Annotated in this window: 24 protein-coding genes; 11 read left to right on the plus strand and 13 right to left on the minus strand. The window is 72.0% G+C overall.

The annotated features are described in order from the left end of the window. Window positions 1-274: 274 nt before the first annotated feature. On the plus strand, window positions 275-1,705 hold the full coding sequence (gene dnaB, locus AB0B33_RS31180; RefSeq protein WP_360778138.1) for a replicative DNA helicase: 1,431 nt from the start codon (window positions 275-277) through the stop codon (window positions 1,703-1,705). On the opposite strand, the gene AB0B33_RS31185 is transcribed toward dnaB, so the two are convergent. After that, complete coding sequence (locus AB0B33_RS31185) at window positions 1,702-2,154, minus strand: MarR family winged helix-turn-helix transcriptional regulator (protein WP_247016401.1); 453 nt, start codon at window positions 2,152-2,154, stop codon at window positions 1,702-1,704. The genes dnaB and AB0B33_RS31185 overlap by 4 nt on opposite strands. A 66-nt stretch (window positions 2,155-2,220) precedes the next feature. On the opposite strand from AB0B33_RS31185, the gene AB0B33_RS31190 reads away from it, so the two are divergent. Further along, entirely contained in the window at window positions 2,221-2,613 is a 393-nt protein-coding gene (locus AB0B33_RS31190; protein ID WP_360778064.1) for a MarR family winged helix-turn-helix transcriptional regulator, read from the plus strand. A 67-nt stretch (window positions 2,614-2,680) separates the two neighbouring features. Next, window positions 2,681-3,451, plus strand: coding sequence for a class III extradiol ring-cleavage dioxygenase (locus tag AB0B33_RS31195; RefSeq protein WP_360778066.1), 771 nt, complete (start codon window positions 2,681-2,683; stop codon window positions 3,449-3,451). A gap of 206 nt (window positions 3,452-3,657) precedes the next feature. Here AB0B33_RS31195 and AB0B33_RS31200 read toward each other — a convergent pair whose 3' ends face one another. Next, window positions 3,658-6,828, minus strand: coding sequence for a PE-PGRS family protein (locus AB0B33_RS31200; RefSeq protein WP_360778068.1), 3,171 nt, complete (start codon window positions 6,826-6,828; stop codon window positions 3,658-3,660). A gap of 208 nt (window positions 6,829-7,036) precedes the next feature. Further along, a complete protein-coding gene (locus AB0B33_RS31205; protein WP_360778070.1) occupies window positions 7,037-7,951 on the minus strand; it encodes a hypothetical protein in 915 nt (304 codons plus the stop codon). Between the two features lie 232 nt (window positions 7,952-8,183). Here AB0B33_RS31205 and AB0B33_RS31210 point away from each other — a divergent pair, with 232 nt between their 5' ends. The 3 genes from AB0B33_RS31210 to AB0B33_RS31220 are packed head-to-tail and all read left to right on the plus strand — an operon-like array spanning window position 8,184 to window position 11,211. After that, window positions 8,184-9,425: an AI-2E family transporter gene (locus tag AB0B33_RS31210; protein WP_360778072.1), complete on the plus strand. Its 1,242-nt coding sequence runs from the start codon at window positions 8,184-8,186 to the stop codon at window positions 9,423-9,425. Beyond that, on the plus strand, window positions 9,422-10,558 hold the full coding sequence (locus tag AB0B33_RS31215) for a DUF5931 domain-containing protein (protein WP_247016383.1): 1,137 nt from the start codon (window positions 9,422-9,424) through the stop codon (window positions 10,556-10,558). The genes AB0B33_RS31210 and AB0B33_RS31215 overlap by 4 nt, the downstream gene beginning before the upstream one ends. Further along, on the plus strand, window positions 10,555-11,211 hold the full coding sequence (locus tag AB0B33_RS31220) for a response regulator transcription factor (RefSeq protein WP_247016381.1): 657 nt from the start codon (window positions 10,555-10,557) through the stop codon (window positions 11,209-11,211). The genes AB0B33_RS31215 and AB0B33_RS31220 overlap by 4 nt, the downstream gene beginning before the upstream one ends. A 3-nt stretch (window positions 11,212-11,214) precedes the next feature. Here the strand turns inward: AB0B33_RS31220 and AB0B33_RS31225 are convergent, their stop codons facing one another. Beyond that, window positions 11,215-12,111, minus strand: coding sequence for a hypothetical protein (locus tag AB0B33_RS31225; RefSeq protein ID WP_360778075.1), 897 nt, complete (start codon window positions 12,109-12,111; stop codon window positions 11,215-11,217). Window positions 12,112-12,348: 237 nt separating this feature from the next. On the opposite strand from AB0B33_RS31225, the gene AB0B33_RS31230 reads away from it, so the two are divergent. Next, complete coding sequence (locus tag AB0B33_RS31230) at window positions 12,349-13,005, plus strand: DUF1707 domain-containing protein (protein ID WP_360778076.1); 657 nt, start codon at window positions 12,349-12,351, stop codon at window positions 13,003-13,005. A gap of 75 nt (window positions 13,006-13,080) precedes the next feature. Here AB0B33_RS31230 and AB0B33_RS31235 read toward each other — a convergent pair whose 3' ends face one another. The 9 genes from AB0B33_RS31235 to AB0B33_RS31275 form a co-directional block, all read right to left on the minus strand. Continuing rightward, window positions 13,081-14,469: an MFS transporter gene (locus AB0B33_RS31235; protein WP_360778078.1), complete on the minus strand. Its 1,389-nt coding sequence runs from the start codon at window positions 14,467-14,469 to the stop codon at window positions 13,081-13,083. A 231-nt stretch (window positions 14,470-14,700) separates the two neighbouring features. Beyond that, window positions 14,701-16,329, minus strand: a complete 1,629-nt coding sequence (gene ptsP / locus AB0B33_RS31240; RefSeq protein WP_360778081.1) for a phosphoenolpyruvate--protein phosphotransferase — start codon at window positions 16,327-16,329, stop codon at window positions 14,701-14,703. Then, the gene (locus AB0B33_RS31245; RefSeq protein ID WP_360778083.1) at window positions 16,322-17,059 is read right to left on the minus strand and encodes a hypothetical protein; all 738 of its coding nucleotides are present in this window, start codon (window positions 17,057-17,059) and stop codon (window positions 16,322-16,324) included. The genes ptsP and AB0B33_RS31245 overlap by 8 nt, the downstream gene beginning before the upstream one ends. A gap of 28 nt (window positions 17,060-17,087) precedes the next feature. Then, window positions 17,088-17,957: a ribokinase gene (locus AB0B33_RS31250; RefSeq protein ID WP_360778085.1), complete on the minus strand. Its 870-nt coding sequence runs from the start codon at window positions 17,955-17,957 to the stop codon at window positions 17,088-17,090. 159 nt (window positions 17,958-18,116) lie between these two features. Next, entirely contained in the window at window positions 18,117-19,172 is a 1,056-nt protein-coding gene (locus tag AB0B33_RS31255) for a DUF6346 domain-containing protein (RefSeq protein WP_360778087.1), read from the minus strand. Window positions 19,173-19,292: 120 nt separating this feature from the next. After that, entirely contained in the window at window positions 19,293-20,348 is a 1,056-nt protein-coding gene (locus AB0B33_RS31260) for a hypothetical protein (RefSeq protein WP_360778089.1), read from the minus strand. A 7-nt stretch (window positions 20,349-20,355) separates the two neighbouring features. Further along, window positions 20,356-21,321: a hypothetical protein gene (locus AB0B33_RS31265; RefSeq protein WP_360778091.1), complete on the minus strand. Its 966-nt coding sequence runs from the start codon at window positions 21,319-21,321 to the stop codon at window positions 20,356-20,358. 10 nt (window positions 21,322-21,331) lie between these two features. After that, on the minus strand, window positions 21,332-21,655 hold the full coding sequence (locus AB0B33_RS31270; protein WP_360778093.1) for a hypothetical protein: 324 nt from the start codon (window positions 21,653-21,655) through the stop codon (window positions 21,332-21,334). A 26-nt stretch (window positions 21,656-21,681) separates the two neighbouring features. After that, entirely contained in the window at window positions 21,682-22,197 is a 516-nt protein-coding gene (locus AB0B33_RS31275) for a YbaB/EbfC family nucleoid-associated protein (protein ID WP_360778095.1), read from the minus strand. A 388-nt stretch (window positions 22,198-22,585) separates the two neighbouring features. On the opposite strand from AB0B33_RS31275, the gene AB0B33_RS31280 reads away from it, so the two are divergent. The 4 genes from AB0B33_RS31280 to AB0B33_RS31295 are packed head-to-tail and all read left to right on the plus strand — an operon-like array spanning window position 22,586 to window position 25,774. Next, entirely contained in the window at window positions 22,586-24,004 is a 1,419-nt protein-coding gene (locus AB0B33_RS31280; protein WP_360778097.1) for a hypothetical protein, read from the plus strand. Further along, the gene (locus AB0B33_RS31285) at window positions 24,001-24,744 is read left to right on the plus strand and encodes an ESX secretion-associated protein EspG (protein ID WP_360778099.1); all 744 of its coding nucleotides are present in this window, start codon (window positions 24,001-24,003) and stop codon (window positions 24,742-24,744) included. The genes AB0B33_RS31280 and AB0B33_RS31285 overlap by 4 nt, the downstream gene beginning before the upstream one ends. After that, window positions 24,741-25,142 (plus strand): hypothetical protein, encoded by a 402-nt coding sequence (locus AB0B33_RS31290; RefSeq protein WP_360778101.1) that lies wholly within the window; start codon window positions 24,741-24,743, stop codon window positions 25,140-25,142. The genes AB0B33_RS31285 and AB0B33_RS31290 overlap by 4 nt, the downstream gene beginning before the upstream one ends. Further along, window positions 25,139-25,774 carry a DUF3558 domain-containing protein gene (locus tag AB0B33_RS31295; RefSeq protein WP_360778103.1) on the plus strand — a complete coding sequence of 212 codons (636 nt, stop codon included), beginning with the start codon at window positions 25,139-25,141 and terminating at the stop codon, window positions 25,772-25,774. The genes AB0B33_RS31290 and AB0B33_RS31295 overlap by 4 nt, the downstream gene beginning before the upstream one ends. Window positions 25,775-25,823: the final 49 nt, after the last annotated feature.

Here is a 25,823-nt window from a genome sequence, read left to right on the forward strand (position 1 = left end):
TGTGATTGGTTACCCCCATTCATCCCCAGGTTGTCCACAGAAGGCTCCCCACCCGGAATTGCCATCGGCCGTGTGGGGGATCTAGCGTCCCGCCTCGGGCCTGTACTCACCGTGGCGCTCCGCGTGTCTGCGGCCGCCGGTCGACGTTGTCGTCGATCATCTCCGGTGACGAGGTCCGGGTGACGGGGAAGCACGGCACGAGCCGCGTGCTTCGAGAGCGAAGATCCGGCATAATCGAACGGGTGTTCGACACGATGAGGAGGTGTCCGGGGCGGTGGCGCTGACCGACGACCGCAGTCCGATGTACGCGGAGTCCGACCCGGGCCCGAGCGAGCCACCGCCCGACGGCGGTGGCGGGGGTGGTGGCGGCGGCGGGTTCGACCGCCAGCCGCCGCAGGACATGGCGGCCGAGCAGTCCGTGCTCGGCGGCATGCTGCTGTCCAAGGACGCGGTCGCCGACGTCATCGAGGCCCTCGGCCCCGACGACTTCTACCGGCCCGCGCACCAGGCGATCTACGACTGCATCCTCGACCTCTACGGCCGCGGCGAGCCGGCCGACCCGATCACGGTGTCGGCGGAGCTGGAGCGGCGCGGCGAACTGGGCCGCGTCGGCGGCGCGCCCTACCTGCACACGCTGATCGCGACGGTGCCGACGGCGGCGAACGCCGGGTACTACGCGGAGATCGTCTCGGAGAAGGCCGTGCTGCGCCGGCTCGTCGAGGCGGGCACCCGGATCGTGCAGTACGGCTACGGCGCGGCCGCGGCCGACGGCGCGAACATCGACGAGGTGGTCGACCGCGCGCAGGCCGCGATCTACGACGTCACCGAGCGCCGGACCAGCGAGGACTACGTCGCGCTGGAAGAGCTGCTGCAGCCGACGATGGACGAGATCGACGCGATCGCCTCGCGCGGCGGCCAGTCCCAGGGCATCCCGACCGGCTTCACCGACTTCGACGAGCTGACCAACGGCCTGCACCCGGGCCAGATGATCATCGTCGCCGCCCGCCCCGGTGTCGGCAAGTCGACACTGGGTCTGGACTTCGTCCGGTCGGCGTCCATCAAGCACGGGCTGACCAGCGTCATCTTCTCGCTGGAAATGAGCCGGACCGAGATCGTCATGCGCATGCTCTCGGCCGAGGCGAAGATCCGCCTCTCCGACATGCGCGGTGGCAAGATGTCCGACGACGACTGGACGCGGCTCGCCCGCCGGATGAGCGAGGTCTCCGAAGCGCCGCTGTTCGTCGACGACTCGCCGAACATGACGATGATGGAGATCCGGGCGAAGGCGCGGCGGCTGAAGCAGCGCAACGACCTGAAGCTCGTCGTCCTCGACTACCTCCAGCTGATGACGTCCGGCAAGCGCGTCGAGTCGCGGCAGCAGGAAGTCTCGGAGTTCTCGCGGCAGATGAAGCTGCTGGCGAAGGAGATCGAGGTCCCGGTGATCGCGATCAGCCAGCTGAACCGTGGTCCCGAACAGCGCACGGACAAGCGCCCGATGCTGTCCGACCTGCGTGAGTCCGGCTCACTGGAGCAGGACGCCGACCTCGTCATCCTGGTCAACCGCCCGGACGCCTGGGAGCGCGACGACCCGCGTGCCGGCGAGGCGGACCTGATCATCGCCAAGCACCGTGCCGGCCCGACGGCGACGATCACCGTCGCGCACCAGCTGCACTACAGCCGTTTCGTCGACCTCTCGCACGACTAGCCGAGGGCGCCGTACCCGCGGACGAACGCGGTGAGCAGGCGGCCGAAGGTGTCGCGGTCCTCGTCCGGCCAGTCCGCCATGACCTCGGCGAACACCGAGCGCCGGAAGGCGTGCAGCTCGTCGAGATGCGCCTGGCCGGCCTCGGTCGGCACGAGCACCGCGCGCCTTCCGTCGCGCTGATCAGCTTCGCGGCGAAGCAGCCCTTGCTCGACCGCGCGCGCCACCAGGCGGCTCGCGCGGGGCTGGTCGACGCCCATCGCCGCGCTCAAGGCCGTCACCGTGCTGGGCTCGCCGCGGTCGCCCAGCTCCTCGACGACGTCGAGCAGTTCGTGCACCGGGTCGTGCGCGCCGCGGCCCCTGGCCTTGCCGATCCGGCTCAGGGCCCGCCGCTGCTGGCCGCGGCGGATCGCGATCATCGCGCGCTCGACGTCGGCCACCGCGTCCGTCATGGTTGCTCCACCTCCGAACTGCATGTACTTTTACATGCAGTTGTTCACCGACATATCGGAGTCCTCATGAAACCCCTCGGCTGGTGGCTGCGCCACCTCCACGAGCTCCTCGAATCCTCCATGGCCCGGGTCCTCGAAGCGGAATCGCTGACCCGGCGGCACTGGCAGGTACTCAACACGATCGCCCTCGGCGCCCGCACGCCGGAGGAGGTCGACGCGGCCATGGCGCCGTTCGTCGCCACCGAGGGCTCGATGGCCCCGAAGGTCGCCGACCTGCGCGCCCGCGGCTGGGTCGCCGAAACCGGCGAGCTCACCGAAGTGGGCCGCGCCGCGCACGCCCGCGTCGAGGAGCAGGTGAAGGCCTTCCGCGCGGCCGCGACCGGCGGCGTGAGCGACGACGACTACCGGACGACGATCCGCACGCTGGAGCGGTGCGCGGCCAACCTCGAAGCCGCCTGAGGAATATCCCGGCGCCTCCCGGTGTCCAGTACTCTAGTAGTTGAACTTTCAATCACTGGAGCGCTCGATGACCCGCACCCCGGTCCTCTACCTCAGCCACGGCGCCCCGCCGCTCGCCGACGACGCCACCTGGACCCGCCAGCTCGCCGGCTGGTCGGCCGACCTGCCGAAGCCCCGCGCGATCCTCGTCGTGTCGGCGCACTGGGAGGAAGCGCCGCTGACCCTCGGCGCGACGACGACCGTGCCGCTCGTGTACGACTTCTGGGGCTTCCCCGAGCGCTACTACCAGGTGGAATACGCGGCTCCCGGCGCACCGGAGCTGGCCGCGAAGGTGCGCAAGCTGCTTCGCTCCACCGGCACACCGGTGCACGACGCGCCGGAGCGGGGCCTCGACCACGGCGCCTACGTGCCGCTCGTCGAGATGTACCCGGACGCCGACATCCCGGTGCTGCAGGTCTCGATGCCGTCGCTCGACCCGCAGGAGCTGTTCGACCTGGGCCGCAAGCTCGCGCCGCTGCGCGACGAAGGCGTGCTGATCGTCGGCAGCGGCTTCTTCACCCACAACCTCAGCGGGATGGCCCGCGCCACCGACGGCACCCCGCCGGCGTGGTCGGCCGAGTTCGACCACTGGGGCGACGAGGTCCTGCGCAGCGGCGACGTCGACACGCTGCTCGACTTCCGGCACAAGGCACCGGCGGCGACGCTCGCGCACCCGCGGATCGAGCACTTCGCGCCGCTGTTCGTCTCCCTCGGCGCCAGCTCGGACGAGGGCTCCGGCCGCACCGTGATCGACGGCTTCTGGCACGGCCTGGCGAAGCGCTCCCTGCAGTTCTCCTGACTTTCCCCGGACACGAACGAACCCCAGGGGCCGGGTCGGCTCCTGGGGTTCGTCCTCTCCAGGGAAGGAGAGCCTTTTCGAGTACCGCGATCGCGGGCCGGGGGGTTCCGTGCGAGGTCACCCTCGCGGCGCGGTGGAACGCCAACCCGTGACAGCGGGGTCAGCGGCCGGGCGGGCTCTGGCTGAACCCGCCCGGCAGTACCGGACTACTTGCGCTTGACCAGACCCAGCAGCTTCGCGAGGAAGCCGGTCGAGTCGAGGCCCGACATGGCCGGGACCTGCGCGGCCGGGGCCGCGCTGTCCAGCACCGGCAGCTTCGCGTTCACCGGCAGGGCCGGGGCGGCGGGCAGCGCGGTCGGCAGCGCCGGGGTCGCGGGCAGCGCGACCGGCAGGGCCGGGGTGGCCGGCAGGGCCGGGGTCACCGGCAGCGCGACCGGCAGGGCCGGCACCGCGACGGGCAGGCCACCGGTCGGCAGGTCGGCGCGCTCGGTGCCACCCAGCGCCGGGAGCGCCGGCAGCAGGCCGCCGCTCAGGACCGGGATGTGCACCGGCAGGCCACCGGTCGGCAGGTCGGCGCGCTGGGCACCGCCGGCCAGGGAACCGCCCAGGCCCGAGAGCCCGTTCAGACCCGGCAGGCCACCCGCGGTGGGCAGGTGGGGCAGCCCGGCCATCGGGGAGCTCACCGGCAGGTCGGCGCGCTGCGCCGGGACGGCCGTCGGCAGCGCGGGCAGGCCCGCGGTGGGCAGCCCGGCCGTCGGCAGGCCGCTGGCGAGCGAGGTCAGCGAGGGCAGCTCGCCGGCACCCAGCTCCGAACCCTCGACCGGGTTCGCGATCGCGTCGGCCGCGTCCGTGGCTTCCCCGTCGATGCTCGTCATGTCGGTCGCGTCGGCGGTGGCCACGCCGAGCAGCTCCAGGGGCACCCCGAAGATCTGCACCGGCGCCACGATGTCGTGGTAGAAGTTGTACCCCGACAGGCTGGACCCGTCACCCTCGGTGGTCGGCTCGCCGCCGTTCTCGGTGGTCAGCGTGTTGTCGCCGACGGCGTGCGCGACGCCGCCCACGGTCACCGCGTCGCCGAACAGCTGCGCGATCGCGGTCACCGGCAGGTCGAGGATGTTGCCGGAGATCGCGCCTTCGACACCGGAGGTGGTGTCGTCGCCCGCGTTCTCGACCGAGGTCATGCTGACGCCGGTGCCGCTCGCGACACCCGCGGCGCTGACCGCGTCCCCGAAGACCTGCGCCACCGGCAGCGCGTCCGCGCCGACGATGTTGCCGGCCACCGAGCCACCGTCACCGTTGGTGGTGGCGTCGCCGCCGGCCACCGACGTGGTGTCGTTGGTGCCCAGGCCGTGGCCCAGCGCGGCACCCGCGACGCCGTCGCTGAAGACCTGCGCCACACCGGCGATCGGCGCCTTGACGATGTTGCCGGTGAGCGCGCCGTCCTGCCCGTCGGTGAGGGCGTCGCCGCCCGCCGAGGAGTCGGTGATGTTGTCGTTCTCACCGGTGCCGATGCCCGCGAGGGCGGCACCGCTGCCGGCGGCCAGCACCGGGAGCGAGACCGGGGCCTCGATGATGTTGCCGGCGCCGGCGCCCGCGGGGCCGTTCGCCGTGACGTCGCCGCCCGCGTTGGACGTCGTGTCGGTCGAGCCCTTGCCGTGGCCCTGGCCGACGAACGCGCCGCCGATGTTGGCGACCTGCACCGGCAGCGAAGCCGGCACGGTGCCCAGGTTGGAGCTCAGGAAGCCGTTGTCGTCGTGGGTGGAGCCACCGCCGCCACCGGAGACGACCTTGGTCTCCTCGGCCGAGCCGGAGCCCTGGCCGATGAAGGAGCCGCCGACGCCGAAGACCTCGGCGGGGAGGCCGACCGGCACCTGGACGACGTTGCCCGAGCCGGACGAGTCGTTGCCCTGCGTGCCGTCGTACGCCCCGGCGGTGACCGTCTTGTCCTCGGTCGCCGTGCCGGTCGCGTTGCCGATGTGGCTGCCGCCGATGCCGAAGACCTCGGGCGCGCCCGCGGCCTGGGTGTTGACGATGTTGCCACCCAGCACGGAGTCGTTGCCCCGGGTGTAGCTGCCGTTGCCCGCGTTGGCGTCGGTGGTGTTGTCGTGCGCGGCGTTGGCCTGGCCGATGTAGGTGCCACCGATGCCGAAGGCCTCGACCGGCAGCGCGACCGACGGGTTCAGGACGTTGCCCGAGCCGCTCGCGTTGTCACCGGCGGTCTTGACGAAGCCGCCCGAGTCGACCGTGCTGGAGGAGCTGCCGGTGTCGGGGATGCCCGCCGAGGCGTTGCCGATCCACGAGCCCGCGACACCCGCGACGTTCGCGATCGGGGAGAGCGAGGCCGCCCCGCCGTTGCCGGACAGGAACGAGTCGTTGCCGCTCGTCTCGAGGTAGGTCGGGATGCCGAGGCTGCCCTCGCGCGTGTCACCGGCCGTGGCGTCGGCGGAGGTGTTGCAGCCGTCGGAGTTCGACAGCGAGCCCCACACGGCACCCGAGTTGCAGTTGAACTTGACCGGCAGGGCGATCGGCGCGCCGACCACGTTGCCGGAACCGCTGGCCTGGTCGCCCGAGCTGAACAGCGAGCCGCCGGAGGTGGCGACCGTGTCGGCCGAGTAGCCGTGGCTCTGGCCGTTGCCGAGCAGGTACGACGCGGCGTTGCCGGTCACCTGCACCGGGGTGGCGAACTGGCCGGCCACGATGTTGCCGGAGAGGGAGGAGCCGTCGCCGTTGGTGTCGACGTCCCCGGTCTCGGTGGCGCTCTGGTTGGCCGACCCACCGGTCACGCGGCCGGTGCCGCCGGCGACGCCGCCGCCGTTGCCGGCGATCTGGACGGGGAGCGCCCAGTCGAGGGCAACCGCGTTGCCCGCGAGGCTCGAGTCCTTGCCGGTCGTCGCGATGTCCTGGTTGTGGTCCCAGGTCTGGGTGTGGTCGCCACCCTGCACGGTCGCGTCGCCGAGCACGCCGACCGCGTTGTCCACGATCTGGATCGGGACGACGACGTCGCCCGTGACCTTGTTGCCCTTGAGGTTGTTGTGGCTCGGGGTGAAGGCGCCCGCACCGTCGGCCTTGGTGACACCGCCGAGGGTGCTCTGGCTGATCGGGCTCGCTTCGTCGAGCTGCTTCGCCGCTTCGTTCGCCGCGTTGGTGACCGGCTTGGCGCTCAGCTCCGTCTGCCCGGCGGGCAGGTCCAGCTGGCCGAAGGGGGTCCCGACCGCGTTGTTGGCCTCCTGGATGGGGACCGTCACGTTGAGGTCGAGCGGGGACGCCGGGGCGTCCGGGTTGACGTTCTCGTCGGCCGAGGCGATGCCGGTACCCAGCATCAGCAACCCACCCGTGACAAGTGCGGTCTGGAGTCCGCGCTTTGCCCACGTCTGCATGGGGTTTTTCTCCTTTATTTCGGGTTCCCTTGCGGGCTTGTGGGGGTGCGCTCGTCGAATTCGAAATGGAGTCCGAGCCGCACCCGAGGGGGAAGGAACTTCTTGCGGGCGCGAAAACGCGCACCGCCGGATCACGGGTGGTTCGCGGACGCGGGCGCCGTCAGCTGAGGACGGACTTGGGCGCGTCAGCTACCCGTGCAGGAGGTGTTCAGTCAGGAGTGACACCGGGCTGCTCGCCCGGGGTGCGCATCGCGGTGCGCAGGCCGGCGCGGCTCATGGCCGCGACGGCGGAGTCGACGGCTTCGGTCGTCCAGAAGGGGACGCCGAAGTTGAGGCCGTCGAGGTGACCACCGGGGGCAGTGCTGCCACCCGGGGCGGTGGGGACGGACGGTGCGACCGGAAGCTGCACCGGGGCCAGCGGCGACGGCAGGTCACGGTGCGAATCGCGGGACTCGCCCGCGGCACCGGTGCCGTCTTCGTGCTGGAAACCCGTCGGCATCGCGAGCGGGGCTCGCAACGCGGCGGGGAGCTGGACGGTCGAGACGGCGACCGTGTCCGTGGTCTGGCCGAGGCCCGTGGTGACCGGCTCCGGCTCGACCGGGGCGTGCCCCGGGAGCGGGATCAGGTCGCCGTGGCCGACCGGGTCGAGCAGCTGCAGCACGTCGTGCCCCGGCTCGGGGGTGAAGGTCTGCTCGAGGACCTCGCGGGTGTCCTGCGGCTCGCGGACGATGTGCTCGACCGCGCCGAGCGTGCGGGACGCCGGGCTCACAACGGCGTCCTCGGCGAGGTCCGAAACCGAGTCGCTGACGCGGTCGGAGACCTCGTGGCCGAGGGTGCGGGCGCACGGCTCGCTCCACGACGTGGCGTCCTGCTGGCAGCTCGACGCGGAGACGTCGGTCGCCGCTTCGGAGGCACCGCTGTTCACGTCGCCGATGCTGCCGGTGGCGGCCGCGGCGATCGGGGCGGGGGCCACGTCGACGGTGTCCGCGGAAGCGGCCGCACCCGAGACGAGCCAGGCGGCGGCGGTGCCGGCCACGGCCCCGCCGAGCACCAGCAGCGCACGCGACACGAAGCGGCCGGCACGCTTGGCGCCCTGCCCCTCGTTCGTCGCGTGGTCGGCCACTGGTGCGTCTCCAAGAGTTCGGTGGGTGTCCGGCGATGTGCCGTTACGGGAGCGACCTAACCAAATCCGCGACGCCGCCCGCACCCTCGACACGACTTGATGCCCCCATCGTGTGAAGAACACAGCGTGCGATCGGCTTTCACGGCGGGTGATCACGGCTGGCCGGTCCGCGTGTCGGACTCGGCTGTCGGAAAGCGGCCGAATCGGGCGGTGTTGCCAGTACGGTGAGCCGGTGAGCCACGCGCGACGCGAAGACCCGTTCCTGCCGGAGCACGAGGACATCACCGGGCTGATCCCCCGGGGCCTGCGCATCAGCGCGGCGTTGGCGTGGCGGTTCATCGTGGTGATCGCCGCGCTGTACGCCGTGGTGTGGGTGATCGGCTACCTCTCGGTCGTGATCATCCCGCTGTCCATCGCCCTGCTGTTGTCCGCGCTGCTGGCGCCGGCGGTGCAGAAGCTGGTGGCGGTGAAGTTCCCGCGCGGGCTGGCGACGGCGATCGTGCTGGTCGCCGGGCTGGCGGTGCTGGGCGGCCTGCTGACGTTCGTCATCACGCAGTTCTCCTCCGGCCTGCCCCAGCTGCAGAAGCAGCTCAACGACAGCCTCAACCAGATCAAGGAGTGGCTGCTCAACGGCCCGCCGCACCTGCGTCAGGAGCAGATCCAGGACTTCATCAACCAGGCGATCGGCTTCATCCAGAACAACCAGGCGTCCATCACGACGACCGCGCTGACGACGGCGAGCACCGTCGGCGAGATCCTCACCGGCTTCCTGCTGACGCTGTTCATCACGATCTTCTTCCTCAGCGGTGGCGAAGGCATCTGGACGTTCCTGGTCCGCGCCGCGCCGCGGCGGGTCCGCAACCGCGTCGACGTCGCCGGGCGCCGCGGGTTCGCGTCGCTGGTCAGCTACGTGCGGGCGACGGCCGCGGTCGCCGTGGTCGACGCGGTCGGCATCGGGGTCGGCCTGTGGATCGTGGGCGTGCCGCTGGTGATCCCGCTGGCGACACTGGTCTTCATCGGCGCGTTCATCCCCATCATCGGCGCCGTCATCGCCGGTGGTGTCGCGGTGCTGATCGCCCTGGTGACGAACGGGGTCATCGGCGCCGTGATCGTGCTGGCCATCGTGATCGGCGTGATGCAGCTGGAGAGCCACATCCTGCAGCCGCTGCTGCTCGGGCGGGCGGTGAAGCTGCACCCCCTGGCCGTGGTCCTGGCCATCACCGCCGGCCTGGTAGCGGGCGGGATCGCCGGCGCGCTGCTCGCCGTGCCGCTGCTGGCGGTGCTCAACGCCGGCGTCCGGTCGCTGCTGCACGAGACCAACCCCGACCCGGCCGAGGTGGACGTCCTCAAGGACCAGGCCGCGCAGCCGAACGACGCCGAACCCGGGGGCCCGAAGGCCGAAATCGCGACGGTCGCCGAGGAAGAAGCCGACGCTTCGACGGCGGAGCCGCCGAAGCGCGACGACAAGCCGTGACCACCCGGCGGTCACCGGACCCGATCACGCCGATGTGGCGGGGCGTGCTCGCGTTCCGCTGGCTCACCTGGGCGTTCGCCTGCGGCACCGTGATCGTCCAAAGCGGTCACTACCAGCGCGAATGGCTGGCGTGGGCGATCGTCGGCGCGATGGCCGCCTGGTCGGTCGTCACCAGCTTCCTCTACTTGCGCGAGCGGACGCGGCCGCCGGCGCTGGTCGTCGTCGACCTGGCGTTCACGACGGCGTTGCTGCTGACCTCGCCGTGGGTGCTCAGCGACGCGCAGTTCGCGCTGAACGTCCCGCTCATCACCACGGTCTGGGCGGCCGTGCCCCCGGTCGCCGCCGGCGCGCGCTTCGGTGCGAGCGGTGGCGTGCTGGCCGGGCTGGTCGTCGGCGTGGCGACCGGGCTGGCGCGGGAGAAGTTCGACCTCGACGTCGCCCGTGACGGCGTCCTGCTCGCCGCCGCCGGTCTGCTGGTCGGGATGGCCGCGACGATGGGCCGCCGGTCCGCGGCGCGGCTGGAGCAGGCGCTGCGCAAGGAAGCCGCGACGGCCGAGCGGGAGCGGCTGGCCCGGTCGATCCACGACAGCGTGCTGCAGGTGCTCGCCCGGGTCCGCAAACGCGGCAACGAGGTCGGCGGCGAAGCGGCGGAGCTCGCGCGGCTGGCCGGCGAGCAGGAGATCGCGCTGCGGTCGCTGGTGACGACCGAGCCGCTGACGCCGAACGACAGCGGAACGCTGAGCCTGCGCGCGGCCCTGCAGCTGCTCGCGACGTCGTCGGTGCAGGTCTCGACCCCGGCCGACGACGTCGAACTGCCGGCCCACGTCACCGAAGAGCTCGCCGCCGTCACCCGCGAAGCGCTGGCGAACGTCGAGAAGCACGCCGGGCCGGGCGCGCACGCGTGGGTGCTGCTGGAGGACCTGGGCGGCGAAGTCGTGGTGAGCGTCCGCGACGACGGACCGGGCATTCCGGACGGCGTTCTCGAGCGAGCGGCAGCGGACGGGCACCTCGGCGTGGTGGAATCCATCCGGGGGCGGGTCCGCGATCTCGGGGGGAGCGCGACCCTCGACACCGGGCCCGGCCGGGGCACGGAGTGGGAGGTCAGGGTGCCGAGCACGAGGGGTGCGCAATGAGCGAGGCGCGGATTTCGGTCATGGTGGTCGACGACCACCCGATCTGGCGCGACGGGGTGGCCCGCGACCTGACCGAGCACGGCTTCGACGTGAAGGCGACCGCGCCGGACGCCGACGCGGCGCTGCGCATCGCGCGGACCGTCCTGCCGGACGTCGTGCTGATGGACCTCAACCTGGGCACCACCTCGGGCGTGGACGCCACCCGCGAGATCACCGCGGCGCTGCCGTCGACGAAGGTGCTGGTGCTGTCGGCGAGCGGGGAGCACAAGGACGTCCTGGAGGCGGTGAAGGCCGGTGCGTCCGGCTACCTGGTCAAGTCGGCGTCGTCGGCGGAGCTGGTGGACGCCGTGCACCGGACCGCGGCGGGCGACCCGGTGTTCACCGCGGGACTGGCCGGGCTGGTGCTCGGCGAGTACCGGCGGATGGCGGACGCGCCGGCCGGCGGCGCCGAGCCGCCCCGGCTGACCGAGCGCGAAACCGACGTCCTGCGGCTGGTCGCGAAGGGGCTGACCGCGCGGCAGATCGCCGAGCGGCTGGTGCTGTCGCACCGCACGGTGGAGAACCACGTCCAGTCGACGCTGCGGAAGCTGCAGCTGCACAACCGCGTCGAGCTGGCCCGCTACGCGATCGAGCACGGCCTCGACGGGGAGTGACCCTCACGGGAGGACGGCGAGGCCCGACCAGTCGCCGGCCGGCAGGGTGGCCGAGCCGAGGCGCCACCGCGGCTCGCCCGGGTGCCAGGCCCCGATGACGCCGTCGGCGAGCACGAGGTCGTCGTTCGCGGTCCAGTCGAGGCCGCCGTTGCGCTTGAGGTGCTCGGTCACGTACGGCATGCCCGGGGCGTGTTCCCAGGTCAGCGTGTCCGGGCGGAGCAGCCAGACGTCCCGGAGCTGGGTGCTGGTGCCGCGGTAGGCGGCGTTGGCGAAGTCGGCCGCGATCCAGGCGCCGTCGCGCGATGCGACCACGGTCGGCTGGCCGCCGATCGACGGACGGCTGAGCCGCTTGCGGCCGCGGTCGCGCAGGTCGACGAGGGTGAGGTCGGTGAGACCGTCGAGCAGCATCCGGTCGCCGGCGACGGCGAGGATGCGCGGAGCCTGCTCGACCGTGCGGCCGGTGGCCGGGTCGATCAGCGCGTCGGTCGACTCGGCGGCGCCGGAGTTGATGGTGATCAGCAGGCCGTGCGCGGTTTCGGCGCGGACCCGGGTGCGGCAGCTGGCGGGCTGGCCGCGGTCGGGCTCGCCGCCGGCGAGGGGCACGTGCTGCAGCCGGCAGTTGTCGGGCGCGTCCTGCCGGATCAGCCAGACGCCCTGGCCGGCGGCGTCCGGCGCGACCGACCAGGCGCGGCCGAGCGAGCGCGGCGGCGTCGACGGGCCGGTGTAGCCGAGCATTTCGAACGGCTCGATGCTGTGGGTGTCGGGCGGGAAGGTCGTCAGGACGGCGCCCGTCCCGACCCGGACGACGCTCAGGCCGGTGTCACCACCGGGGTAGCCGGGTGGCGTGGCGGCGGCGCCGCGGTCGGCGTCGAACAGGGTCGGGCCGGTGGTGGGGAGCAACGCCGTGACCCCGATCCCGCCGGTCGCCCGGACGCCGGTGAGGCCTTCCGGCAGCGACGCCGTCGTCGGGGGCGGCGCGGTCGTCGTGGCCGGCGGCGGCGGTGGCGGCGGGGTGGTTTCGCCGGTGCACCCGGACAGCAGGACCAGCGCCGCCCCGAGAGCGGCACCGCGAACTACGGGTCCGTTCAGGGTTTTCCCCCGATCTGCCTGGTGGGATCCGGTTCTACCATCGTGACCATGGGCGAGGAAGAGAACGCGGCGGCCGACCGGGCCACCGAAACCAAGCCGTTGAGCGAGCGCGACCTCCGGGTGTCCGACGACGAGCGCGAACACGTCGTCGGCGTGCTCCAGAAGGCGATCGGCCGCGGCATGATCGACCTCGACGAGTTCACCGAGCGGACCGACCGCGCGCTGGCGTCGAGGACGCGCGGCGAGCTGAACGCCGTGCTGGCCGACCTCGCCGGGTTGTACCACCCGAACGCGGCCGACACCGCCGCTCCGGCGTACGCGCCGCCGCCGGTGGGCTACGCGCCGGGCCGCCGGTTCGAGCTCAACGCCAAGTACTCCTCGCTGCACCGCGGCGGGCCGTGGGTGGTGCCGCCCGAGCTGGTCGTCCGCAACAAGTACGGGTCGACGAAGCTGGACTTCACCGAGGCCCAGGTGCAGTCGCCGGTGGTGCACATCGAGCTGGACGCCAAGTGGGGTTCGGTCGAGATCATCATCCCGGAGCACGCCGCGGTCGACCTCAACGCGATCAGCGACGTCAAGTTCGGCGCGATGGAGGACAAGACGCGCAGCAACGGCCGGATGGGCAACCCGCGCTACGTGCTGAGCGGCCGCGTCCACGGCGGTTCGCTGGTCATCCGCCACCCGCGGCGCGGGCTCTTCGGCTAGCCGGGGTCCCTCTGCCCCCGGCGTCAAGGAGGCCTCCCCGCCCAGGCATCGGGCGGGGAGGCCTTCGTGTTCGGCTCAGGCGGTCCGCAGGTTCTTCAGGACGAACCGCACGAGCACGGCGAACGCGACGGCGGCGAGCCCGGCGACGACGTGCAGCCCGCTGGCGAACCCGTACGCCCGGACGACGGCGCTGCCCAGCGTCCCGACGGTCGCGAGCCCGAGCGAGTACCCGAACTCGTTGACGGTCTGCGCGAGCGCGGAGGCGGCCCCGGCCTTGCGCACCGGCACCGACCCGACGACGAGATCGGTCCCCAGCGCGACCATCGGCCCGACCCCCAGCGACGTCACGGCGAACCCGAGTGCGGGCCACGCGGGTCCACCGGCCGGCTCGACGAACGCGAGGATCGCCATCCCGGCCGCGGCGAGCGCGACCCCACCGGCGATCAGCACCCGCGGCTCGACGCGGCGAACGAGCACGGGAGCGGCGAGGAAGCTGACGGTCGAGGCGGCCATCCCCGGCAGCAGCCCGAGGGCGGCCCCGACCGGCGAGAGCTGCTGCGCGACCTGGAAGAACTGCGCGACGAACAGCATCGTGGTCCCGCCGAGCATGCTGAACAGCAGCATCCCGCCGAGCGCGGTCCGGAACGCCTTCGCGGCGAAGAGGCTGAAGTCGATCAGCGGCTCTGCGAGCGTCCGCTGCCGCTTCACGAAGACGTACCCGACGAGTCCGCCGATCACCAGCGCGAGCACGGGTGTGAGATGGACGCCGTCGCGAGCGAGCTCCTTGACGCCGTAGACGGCGGGCAGGATGGCGGCGAGCGAGAGCCCGACACTGGGCAGGTCGAGCCGCCCGGCGGTTTCGTCGCGGTACTCGGGCAGCAGCTTCGGGCCGATGACCAGCAGGAGGACCATCGCGGGGACGCCGAGCAGGAAGACCGAACCCCACCAGAAGTGCTCGAGCATGAACCCGCCGACGACCGGCCCGATGATCGCCCCGACGGTGAAGCACCCGGCCCAGATCCCGATCGCTTCGGCACGCTGTCGCGGGTTCTCGAACATGGCCCCGATCAGCGAGAGGGTGGAGGGAGCGAGCGTCGCCCCGGCGATCCCGAGCGCCCCCCGCGCGACGATGAGCATGGCGGCGCTGGTGGAGAAGGCGGCGGCGACGGAGGCGACCCCGAAGGCGGCGGCCCCGATGAGTAGGAGTTTCCGCCGGCCGATCCGGTCCCCGAGCGTCCCCATGGTGACCATGAACCCGGCGACCATGAAGCCGTAGGTGTCCATGATCCAGAGCTGCTCGGTCCCATCGGCGTGCAGACTGACGGCGAGCTTCGGCAGCGCGAGGACCAGGACGAAGACGTCGAGCGAAACGAGCAGAGCTGGCAGAGCCAGCACGGCCAGCCCGACCCACGCCCGGCGCCCGGCCCTGACTTCGGCAACCGGAGCGGAGATGGTGGCGGTCATGTGAGGGTCCTCCCGACTCGGCTGGGGTGCTTGCACCAGTTCGTCGAGCGGGAAGGACCGGGATCGACAGACCCCGGGGAGGTTTTTCGTGAGGCCGGGGTTGTCCACACCCCTCGAACAATGTGGACAACCCCGTGCGGCCAGGTTCGCACAGGTCGGAACGGTCGGTGATGACCGATAGACTGAAAGTTGGGGGGCGGCGCCCAACCCCGGCCGCCCGCTCCCCGTCGATCAGGGGCGAGCGGCCGCGCGTGCCGCCGCCGGGTCCGAGGTCGCCAGCGCTGCCTTCGCCAAGCCTTCGCACTCCGCGAGCGTCGTGGCGGCCAGGCTGGCGCCGACCGTGCGGATCGCCGGCGCGTTCATCGACAAGCTGGTCAGGCCCAGCCCGGCCAGGACCAGGGCCAGGCGCGGGTCCGCCGCCGCCTCGCCGCAGACGCCCGCCGGCTTGCCCGTGGCCTTCGCCGCGTCGCCGATCAGCTTCAGCAGGCGCAGGAGGGCCGGCTGCCAGGGGTCGTTGAGCTTCGCGACCGCCCCGAGCTGGCGGTCCGCCGCGAACGTGTACTGGGCCAGGTCGTTCGTGCCGACCGAGACGAAGTCGACCGCTTCGAGGATCTCGCGGGCGCTCAGCGCGGCCGCCGGGATCTCGATCATCACGCCCGCCCGGGGGATGCCCGCCGCGCGGACGCGGTCGGCGAACCAGGCCGCTTCCTCGACCGTCGCGACCATCGGGGCCATCACCGAGACCTCGGCGCCCGAATCCTCGGCCGCGCCCCCGATCGCTTCGAGCTGGCGGTCGAGCACCTCGGGGCGGTCGAACGCCACGCGCAGCCCGCGGACGCCGAGCGCCGGGTTGGGCTCCACCTCCGGGGAGAGGAAGGCCAGCGGCTTGTCGGCGCCCGCGTCCAGCGTGCGGACGATGACCGGTTTGCCGCGGAACGGCGTGAGCACCGCCGTGTACGCCGCGCGCTGATCGGCGACCGACGGCTCGTCGGAGGCGTCCAGGTAACAGAACTCGGTGCGGAACAGGCCGACGCCCTCGGCGCCCGCGTCCGCCGCGGCCTGGGCGTCGGCCGGGGAGCCGACGTTGCCGTAGACCTTCACGCGGTGGCCGTCGGCCGTCGCGCCCGTACCGTTCCAGTCGGCGAGCCGGGCCACCGTCGCCGTGACGACCGGCGCCGACGGGTCCGCGACCTCGACGACGCCCGTGTCGCCGTCGACCGCAAGCGCTTGCGCGTCCAGCGCCAGCAGCCCGCGCACCGCGACGACGGCCGGGATGCCGAGCGCGCGCGCCAGGATCGCGGTGTGGCTGGTCGGGCCGCCCTCTTCGGTGACCAGGGCGAGGACCTTCGCCGGGTCGAGGCCCGCGGTGTCGGCCGGGGCGAGGTCGCGGGCGACCAGCACGGTCGGCGACGTCAGCTCGGGCACGCCGGGGGGCGCGATGCCGAGCAGCTCGGCGATCAGGCGGTCACGCACGTCGCGCACGTCGCGGACGCGCTCGGCCATGTACCCGCCGGCCGCGGCGAGCGCTTCGGCGAAGCCCTCGGCGGCCTGGTAGACGGCGCGCGCGGCGGGCAGGCTCTGCGTCTTGACCAGCTGTTCTGCCTGCGAAGCGAGCGCCGGGTCGGCGGCCATCGCGGCGGTCGTGATCAGGATCGTCGCCGCTTCGCCGGTCGCGGTCTCGGCCTGTTTCTCCAGGCGGCCGGCGACGATCGCGGCGGCGGGGGCGATCCGGGCGGCTTCGGCGGCCGGATCGGCCGGGGCCGGGGTGGCGGCGGGTTCGCCGAGCGGCTCCGCGACGCGGACGACGGGACCACTGGCACGGCCGGGGCTGACGGCGACCCCGGACAGAGAGTCAGACATGGTCTAGACCATAGCTCAGATACGTCTGGATATCTCGTGGTGGCGGGCACAAACCGCGTTGCTTGACCTGTTCGAGCACCGGCCCGACCTCCTCGCGCCACCAGGCTTCGGCCAGTTCGCCGCGGCTGTGGACCGGCCGTCCGGCCAGCATACGGCGGAATCCCCAGGCCTCGGCCGAGTCGGCGAGCCGGAACCAGTCGGCCGGGTCGTCGAGCCACAGCCCGAGGCGGACGTCGTCGGGCAGCGGCACGCGCTCGAGGAACATCCGCTCGGCGGTCTTCGACGGCAGGTCGGCGAGCGTCAGGCAGCGCAGCGCGCAGGCGACCGTGCTGATCCAGCGGACCCGCGCGCGGATGGCCCGGGCGCCGCGGGCGCGGGCGATGGCCACGCGGTGGTGGCCGTCCTCGACGAAGAACATGTCGGACAGCCGCACGAGCCGCACCGGCGGCAGGTCCGCCGACGTCCGCGTCAGGTGCTCCCAGCGGTCGCGCAGGGCCCGGTTGCGCGGCCGGAACTCGCGGTCGAAGTCCCCGGCGCGGGCGACCGTGCCGACGACGCCCTCCAGCGGCACGTCGTAGACGCCTTCGTCGAGCTCGGTCTGCTTGCCGAGCGCCTTGAGGGTCTCCTCGAGCGGCATGATCGCGAGGTGGTCGGGCCGTCTGGCCTCGGCGATCGCCCTCAGCTGAGCGGCGTAGCCGCGCCACCAGGCCGAACCGAAAGAGTCGCCCATGTGACGGGCAACACGCGCGACGGCGCGATCATTCCGCCAGGTCCGCGCCGGTCGGGTAGGACGGCTGCGCACCGGGCCGCGTCACGCTGAACGCGGCGACCCGCACCGCGCGCCGGGCCGCGGTGACCAGGTCGGCGCCGTCGGCGAGGGACGCGGCGAGTGCGCCCGCGAAGGCGTCCCCGGCACCGGTGGTGTCGACGGCCTCGACCGCCGGCGACGCGACTTCGGTGACCCCGCCGGCCTCGACGACAACCGCTCCGGCCGCCCCGAGCGTGACGACGGCGGCCCGCGGTCCGAGGCCGAGCAGCTTGGTGAAGTCGGCACCCGGCCCGGTCAGCCACGCGGCTTCGTGCTCGTTGACCAGCAGGACGTCGAGCTTGGCCAGCGTCGCGGACGAGAGCTTCGCCGCGGGCGAGAGGTTCAGCAGCACCTTGACGCCGTGTTCGGCGGCGCGCGCGACGGCGCGCTCGACGGTCGGCAGCGGCACCTCGAGCGAGAGGACCACGACCTCCACCCCGTCGAAGACGGCGTCGACGTCACCGGGTTCGAGGCTCGAGTTGGCGCCGGGGGAGACGAGGATCGAGTTCTCGCCGTCCGGGGTGACGGTGATGTAGGCGATCCCGGTCGGCCGGTCGCTGGTGCGCACGAGCCCGGTGTCGACGCCGGCGGCGCGCAGCGAATCGAGCAGCAACCGGCCGTAAGTGTCGTCGCCGACGGCACCGAGCAGCGCAACGTCCGCTCCGAGCCGGCCGGCCGCGACCGCCGTGTTGGCGCCTTTGCCGCCCGGCGAGAGCACGGTGTCCCCACCCAGCACGGTCTCCCCACCACCCGGCCGCCGATCCACCGCGACGACGAGGTCGGCGTTGGCGGATCCCACAACGAGCACGTCGGAGTTCATCCCCGAACTGTGCCAGAAACCCGGTCCGGTCCAGGTCAGGACCGGCGGGCAAGAGGAAAGTGAAGGTTTTTGTAACTTATCCGGGGCTGAGTGCGACAATCATGCGAGCAGCGGATGCCCGTCACTCGATCGGGGGATGTCCGTCCCCCGGCCGTCACTTCACGGACCGGTCCCGCTCTCCAGGTGCGTCATCACGCTCGACGTGGTGGTGACGTTGCCCCGACCGGCGCGAGCCGGACAGGGCATCGGGTCGCCGGCGCCGATCACGTAGCCCCCCGAGTGATCGGCGTCGGCGGCGCCCCTTCGAGGCCCGCCGCGAACTCGCGGTACCGGTCCGGCCGGTACGCGAGCATCGCCTGCCGGGCGGCGGCGTCGCTTATCGCCGCGCCGTCCGTCGGCGAGGAACAGATCGACCACCCGCAGGACGAGGCCGTCGTGGTCGATCGTCGTCACCCTGACCTCGGCCACTTCGGCCCAATCGAGGTCGAACGTCGTCTCGCCACGGCGGCGCCAGCCGATGCCGTCGCTCGAAATGATCACGGCGGTGGCGTTCTCGTTCGAACGGTAGGCCTGAGGCGTGAAGGGGCAGAGCAAGAGCGGGGCGGCGAGGCCCGGCAAGCCCAGCGTGGTGAGGACCTCCCGCGCGTCGGCGGACCCGGCGAACGCGCCGGCGACGGCGCAGACCGCACCGGCCACCATGATCGAGCCGGCGAGCCGCCAGTACCGCTGGGCCGACCACTCGGCCGGCGCGATCTTCCGGCGCCCGCGCCCACCGCCCGGTCCGGCTCCGGCAGCCAGTACGCAGGTCGGCGTCACAAGCCTGGAGGTCGGCTGCCACGGCGAGACGCGATGACGCAATCGCTTGCGCCGGTGCAGCACGGACCAGGCGCCGAGGCCGAGAACGAGGACGACGCCCGGGGCGATCGCCCACCACACCACCAGCCTGTCGGCGGCACGCCGGCTCCCCTCCACCGGTACCGGCTTGCCGATGTCGTCCGGCGTCAACTCGTTCAGGCGGAACCGCACCGGCCGGATCGCACCGTTCTCGGTCGTCACGTCGGCGGTGCAGGACCAGTAGAAGCCGATCCCGCCGCGGCGACCATCGTCTGGACGGCGATCTTTCCCCACCGCGGGCGCCGGACGCGGGGAACGGACTCGAAGCCGACCGGCACCGAACTCATCCCGGCCAAGCGATTCCGCCCGGCAGCACCTCACGGATGTGTGCCTCGAGTTCCTTCGACTTGCGGTGGAGCGCTGCCGGTGGCGGCACTGGAACCCGGGCTCCGGCGAGGAGCCAAGGGCGGCCCTCCGTCCGCGAAACGACGACGCTCTCGTTCACACCGTCACCAGCCGCAGCACGTTCTTGGCCGCGCCCGGCGAAACCTTCGCTGCCAGCGGCCGGTTCTCGCCTCGGCGGAGGGTCGCGTGGACCGAAACGTAGTGGCGCGTGGCCTTCTTCGCCGAGGGTTCGACCGTCAGCCGGGCGAGGTCGGCGCGCCGTACCAAGACCGGGTCGCCTTCCTTGGGACGCCAGGTGATCGTGCCGGCGGTCAGGGCGAATTCGCCGAAGTCGCCCCGGTAGCGCGTCAGGTAGAGGAGTACCCAGATCGCCACCGCGACCGGCAGCGGGATGCCCGGTGGGATGTCGTAGAAGGCCGGCGCCACGAAGTCGGCGATGACCGCCAGCCACGCCGCCCACAAGACGAACAGCCGGCCGGCGGAAGCCTGCTCGGCGCGGATGATCGTGCGCGCCTGGTCCGAGCTCCAGCGTTTGACCAGCCGCTTCACCGGGTTCGGCACGCCGAAGCCGCCGCGCCGGACGTTCTTGGAGTTCCACCGCGCGAGGCCGGGGCGGTACCGCTCGATCGCCGCCAGCGCCTTTTCGGCTTCTTCCCTGGCCAGCGCCGACGACAAGATGAGGCCGTCCTCGGACTTGTGCCGGCAGCTGGGGTTCAGGTTGCGGATGGCCTCGTCGTCGACGAGGGAAACCGCGAGCGCGACCCGCTCGTTCGGCTGCCCTTCGCGGAAGACGAACCGCCGGACGTCGTTCCAGGGCAGGACGAGCGTCGTCTTGTCTTCGAGCGGCTGCCGGAACCCGTCGGGACCGAATTCGACCCGCGCGGTGACCAGCGCGCCGTGGCGGCGGAGGTAGCGCCCGAGGATCGGCTTGCCGCAGAAGCACAGCAGGGCCAGCAGGCCGAGCGCGGGCGAGACCAGGTGCATGACCGGATCCCCGCTGCGTACCCACGCCAGCAGGCCCGCCGCGACCGCGAGCACGAGACCGAGGAACGCCATGCACCCGACGGCCGTCTTCAGTTCGGCCGGCGGGTTGTGGATCGGCAGCCGCACCTGCACCACGGCCGTTTCCGGGCCGCCGGGAGTCGTCGACACCACGGCGCTAGATCGACCCGGAGATGCGCTGCCCGCCCTGCTGCTGAAAGACGGGTTCCGCGGCCGCCGGCTTCTTCTCGTTGTAGTGGTTCTCGCGGTAGTTCTTGTCGGCCTCGTCGTAGGCGCCCGCCGTCTTCTTGCCCGCTTCCTTGCCTGCCTCTTCGCCGAGCGCCTTCGGCAGCTCCTTCAGCCCGTCCTTGAAGATGCCCGGCGCCGCGCGAGCCGCGTCCTGCAGCGCGGCGAGCAGCTTCTGGCCGACGGTCCGGAAGAGCCCGCTGAGGTGGTTGAACTGGCTGATGCCCTTCTGGAAGGCCCGCATGAGCTTCTGCAGCCACTCCGACATCCGCGTGCCGCAGCTGACGATCTCGGCCGTGCCTTCACCGGCCAGGCCCGCCGGCGCGGCGGGGCCCGGGTACCGCATGAGGATGCTGATCAGCTTGCCGATGCACTCGGTGAGCAGGTCCCGCAGCACGCTGCGCACGACGTTCAGGATGCTCTTGCAGACGTCGATCAGGACGGAGACGGCTTTCGCGCCACCGGCGACGCCGGAGTACATGTCGCCGAGCTGAGCGGCGAACGCGCGGTAGGCGTCCGCACCTTGCCCCTGCCACTCCGCGCTGTCGGCCTTCACGGTCTCCAGGAGGTCTTTGGCGACGGCGTCGATCTCGTCGCTGATGCCGCTCCACGTCTCCTGCATGACGTCGAGCTGTTCCTGGTTGCCGGTCACCCAGTCGAGCGGGGCGCGCAGGAACTCGACGTGCTCGATCAGCCAGCCGAGCCCCATGCCGGCCAGACCGGCGATCGGGTCCCGGAGGAAGTCCATCACGCCGGCCGCACCGAAGCCCAGGTTGAGCAGGCCTTCCGTCCAGTCGCCGTCGGCGGCTTTCGTCGCCGCGTCCCAGAAGTCCTGCGCCATCCCGGCGCCTTCGAGCGCCGAAGACCCTTCGTCGACCTTCTTCTTGGCTTCCGTCACCAACGCGTTCTCAGTCAAGGTGGATGCCTTCCAGGCTCGCCTTGACGTCCTGCTCGCGCCAGTCGACGTGCTGCGACCACGTGCGCACGCGGTCGATCTGCTCCTGGGCCACGTTCTTCGCGTGCCCGATGGAGTCGCTCCCCAGGGTCTGCGCGACGGCGCACAGCGCACCCAGTCCGCAGGCCTGGCCGACGAGGCCGAACGCCATCGGGTCGACGACCTGGGCCGCCGCGTCCAGCGTCTTCGCGAACCGGTCGACGAACGGTTCGAGCTTCTTCGCGTGCGACAGCAACTGCTCCGGCTTGATCCGGACGTCCGGCTGCGGGTCGTTCACGGTGTTCCCCTCCCTCGTTGCCCTGGTCAGCGCAGGTAGTCGCCGTCGCTGAAGTAGTCGTCGTCGGTGCCGGGCTCGGGCGCGCGGCGCGGCGGCGCCGGTTTCGGCTTCGGCGGCGCCGGTGGCTCTTCCTCGGCGATGAAGCGCGAACCGTCGTTCTCGGGCGCCGCGTGGCCACCGTCCACGAAGCCCTGGGGCTCCGGCTCCGGAAATTCGCGGTGGAGCTGCTGGACCAGCTCGGTCATGGTCTCGGTGCCCGCGATCGACGGCATCCCGGCCTGCACGGCACCCGCCAGCTTGCTCTGGGCGCGCTGGACGGTCCGCAGGATTTCGTCGGCGAGGTTCGCCTTTTCGCGCACCGCGTGCCCGATCTCCAGGCCGACGAGGTTGCCGAGGTGGTTGACCTTGACCGCGATCTGGCCGTCCTGGCTGCGCTCGGCCACCGAGACCGTCGCCATCTCGGCTTGCATGCGGTCGCCCCGCTGTTTGGCCTCGGCGATCTTGGCGTCGAAGTTCGCCAGCAGTTGCTCAGGATTCGACACGCGAACCTCCCCGTTCACGTCAGTAACCGTACGGCGACCGAGTGTGGCATACAGGTCCGACAGATTCTGCGGACTTCGGGTTTTCCCCACCCGCCCGGGCGGTCAACCCGGTGTCCGCGCGGGCCCGGCAACGGCTCGCGCGGCGGTGGCTGGGTGCCGAGCCGAGGCCGGGTGGGCTGCTCGCCGGGGTGGCGTCGTTCCCGGTGGCTTGCTGGTCTGGTACCTCGTCGGCCGGATCGCGACCTTCGGGTTCTTCTGGACCGAGGACGGTGCCGCGCGGTGGCAGGTGCGATCCCCTGACCTGGTCGGTTCTTCCCACGGTGGGTGACCGGTGCGGTATTGTCCGTGACGCAAGAGGGGAGATCGAACGCGAGGGGAGCGCGGTTCGGTGGGGTTGTTCGGTGACATGCTCGACGCTGCCAAGCACGTCGGGTCGGAAATCGCGCACGCCGTCCAGTCGGGTGGTGAGCGGCTCGGCAACGTCTTGACCGGCGCGGGCGTCGGCCTGCTCGCGGGCGGGGTGCCCGGGGCGATCGCGGGCGCGTACGTCGGCTCGCAGACCGGGACCGGGGCGGCGAACCCGCAGGCTTCGGGCCTTTCGCCCGGCCAGCTGGTCCAGGCTGTGATGCGTGGACCCGGCACGGAGTCGCTGCAGAAGGTCCACCAGGCCGGTGTCGACCAGTCGACGTACCAGCGTCAGCTCGAGCAGGGCACGCGGGAACTGACGTCCGGTCTCGAATCCGCGTGGACGGGCGGCGCGTCGGACGCGGCGCGGGAGCGGCTCCAGCCGTTGACGGCGTCGGCGACCTCGGCGTCCACGACCCTGGACCGCAACTCGACGCTGGCCCAGGCGCAGATCGACCAGTTCCACCAGATGAAGAACTCGCTGCACCCGGACGTCACGGACCAGCCGCCGACGCGCAGCGCCTGGGACGTCGCGACGCCGTGGGACACCGACACCGAAGACAAGATCAACCAGTACAACCGGAAGGCCCAGGAGAACGTCGAGCGGTACAACGCGTATTCGCAGCAGTCCAGCTCGAACACCGCGGCCCGCACGATCGACTACGGCCAGCTCCGCGAGTACACCGGTGGCGACTTCACGGTGCAGGACCCGAAGAAGCCGGTCGAGCCGCCGCCACGCAAGCGGACGTCTGGCGGTGGCGACGACGATCGGTCGATCGGCGCCCAGGTCCAGCCGCCGCCGGCGGTCCACCCGCCGGTCTCGCCGCCACCCGGGCAGGTGACGCCTCAGGGGCAGGTGACGCCACCGGGGCACGTCACGCCACCCGGGCACATCACGCCACCGGGCTCGTCCGGCCTGGACGACAGCGTTCGCGCGCAGAGTTACGTACCGCCGTCCACGCAGTTCCCGCCGGGCTACCAGCCGCCGGGGACCGGGCCGGGCGGGTTCGGCCCCGGTTCGGGTCCCGGCGGCGGGTTCGGTCCTGGCTTCGGGCCGGGCTTCGGCCCCGGTGGCGGCGGGTTCGGGCCGGGCTCGTCGTCCGGCGCGAGCGGCGGCACCGGGCCGGGCGGCGGCCCGGGCTCGGGTGCCCGCGGTCCGGGTTCGGCCACCGGAGCCGGCCTGCCGGGCGAAGGCCGTCCGGGCGCGGCCGGCGGGCTCCGCGGCGGCGCGGCGGGCAAACCGGGCTCGCCGGGGATGGGCGGCATGGGCCAGGGCGCCAAGGGTGGCAAGGGCGAGGAGGACGCGGAGCACCAGCGCGCGTCGTACCTGGTGGAAGCGGATCCGGAGAGCATCTTCGGCGGGTCCGACGAGCGGACCGTGCCCCCGGTGATCGGGCTGTGATCTTCCTGCCCAAAGCCGCGCTGCTCACCGCGTGGGAGTGGGAGCGCCACGGCCCACCCCCGGCGGTCCTCGGCGCGGACAACCTCTGGCTCGGCGACGAAACCCGCAAGCGCCTCGACGCGGACGTCCTCGACGTGTTGACGTCACTCCGCCTCGCGGCAGGCGGCACGTTGACGCGGGAATTCCGCGACGTCCTGCGCGTCCTGGCGCGGGGCACCCACCAGTTCACGGCGTGGCTGGGCGACATCGAAGCGGACGAGTCGGGCGCGGTGCTGGTGTCCGCCTCCGGGCCGGACGCGCTCCGGCTGATCCGGAAGGACGACACGGTCCGGATCGACGTCGTAGAACCGCCGCGGCTCGCGGAGTCGCTGGTGGACGTGCTGCCGCCGGTGGCGCCGGCCCGCATCGAAGCGGTGTCGATCCCGGAGGCGCGGTTCTCGGGCCGGGCGGTGGAGGAGTCGTACGACCTCGAGGATCAGACTTCGGACCGAGGCCGTGACCCGCTGCCGTGGGCGCGCCGGCTGATGGCGTCTCCGCGGACGGGGCTGCACCAGTGCTACGCCGTGAATCGGGGTTCGCGCAGCGCGCCGATCACCGCGGTGGACGTGGCCGGGGCCGGGCGCGTGCTGACGTACGTGTACCCGGGGCGCGAGCGGATGGTCAGCTTCCAGCCGGGGACCCGGGGTGCGCTGACCGAGGTGCTGTACGCGACCCTGAACGGGTTAGGGGGAGGACGATGACGGGCTCGATCTTCAGCGGGATCGGCTTCTGGGCGACGGACATGCCGAGTTCGGGACCGCCGCCGGCCGGCGGGCAGGGGTTCGCGATGAGCTCGTCGGATATGCGGGCGATGCTCGAAAAGGCAAAGACCCAACGGGACGCCCTCGCCGAGCAGTTGCGGGCGGCGCGGTACTTGATGATGGCGAGCCCCCCGGCGGAAGAGCCGGTCAGCCAGGCGGCGGTGAACGGGCCGAACGGGATCAACGAAGCGGGTTCGTACTACGAGGGTCATCTGCATTACCAGTTCAACTACCTCACCGAATTGATCAACAGATTGCAGCAGGCACTCGGAATCACCACAGCCGCGGATCAGCAAGCAGCAGACTCGACCAAGACGATCAAGGGGTCGCTCGAATGAGCCGTCAAGTTCTCCTGGCCGCCACTGCCGTAGTCATAGGCGCGACTTTGTTGACGTCGTGCACCGGAAAGAGCCCGACGAACGGCACGGCGAGCCCTGCGACGATCACCACCGACTCGACCAGCAACGCGGACTTGCCGAACAGCGGCGCGCCAAAAGTCGACAAGCCCCTCCCAGCGGCTGCACTGGCCGGCAGTCCCTGCGATTCGGCTCTGACGGCAGAGCAACTCACGGGCTACCTCGGGCAAACGAAAGCCCCGAAGGCGAGCGACACCGAGTTGGGCCCCACCTGCGACTGGGCCAGCGCCTCGGGGTCGTCCGCCGGGATCCTGGTCGGCTACGACACCAAGTCCGGGCAGGGACTGAGCCTCCCCTACAAGAACGTGAAACCCAAGGCGAAACGCTGGGTGGACGACCTGGAGCCGATCCAGGGTTACCCGGCGATCGGCTACGTGGACGAGGGAACGACGGACAACCGGGCATGTGTGGTTGTCGTCGGTATCGCGGACGACCTGGCCTACTCGGTCTCGCTGAGCATCGGGGACTCGGCGGTCCAAGCCGGCAAGGACGCCTGCCAGCTCGGGCGCGGAGTGGCCGACACCGTGCTCACCAACGTCAAGGCGCGCGCCTGAGCTGCATCTTTTCGTTACGACGGACATCGCGTTAATGCAAGACTTGTCG

The organism is Amycolatopsis sp. NPDC049159 (genome assembly GCF_040648295.1).
GTDB classification, from domain to species: Bacteria; Actinomycetota; Actinomycetes; order Mycobacteriales; family Pseudonocardiaceae; genus Amycolatopsis; species Amycolatopsis pretoriensis_A.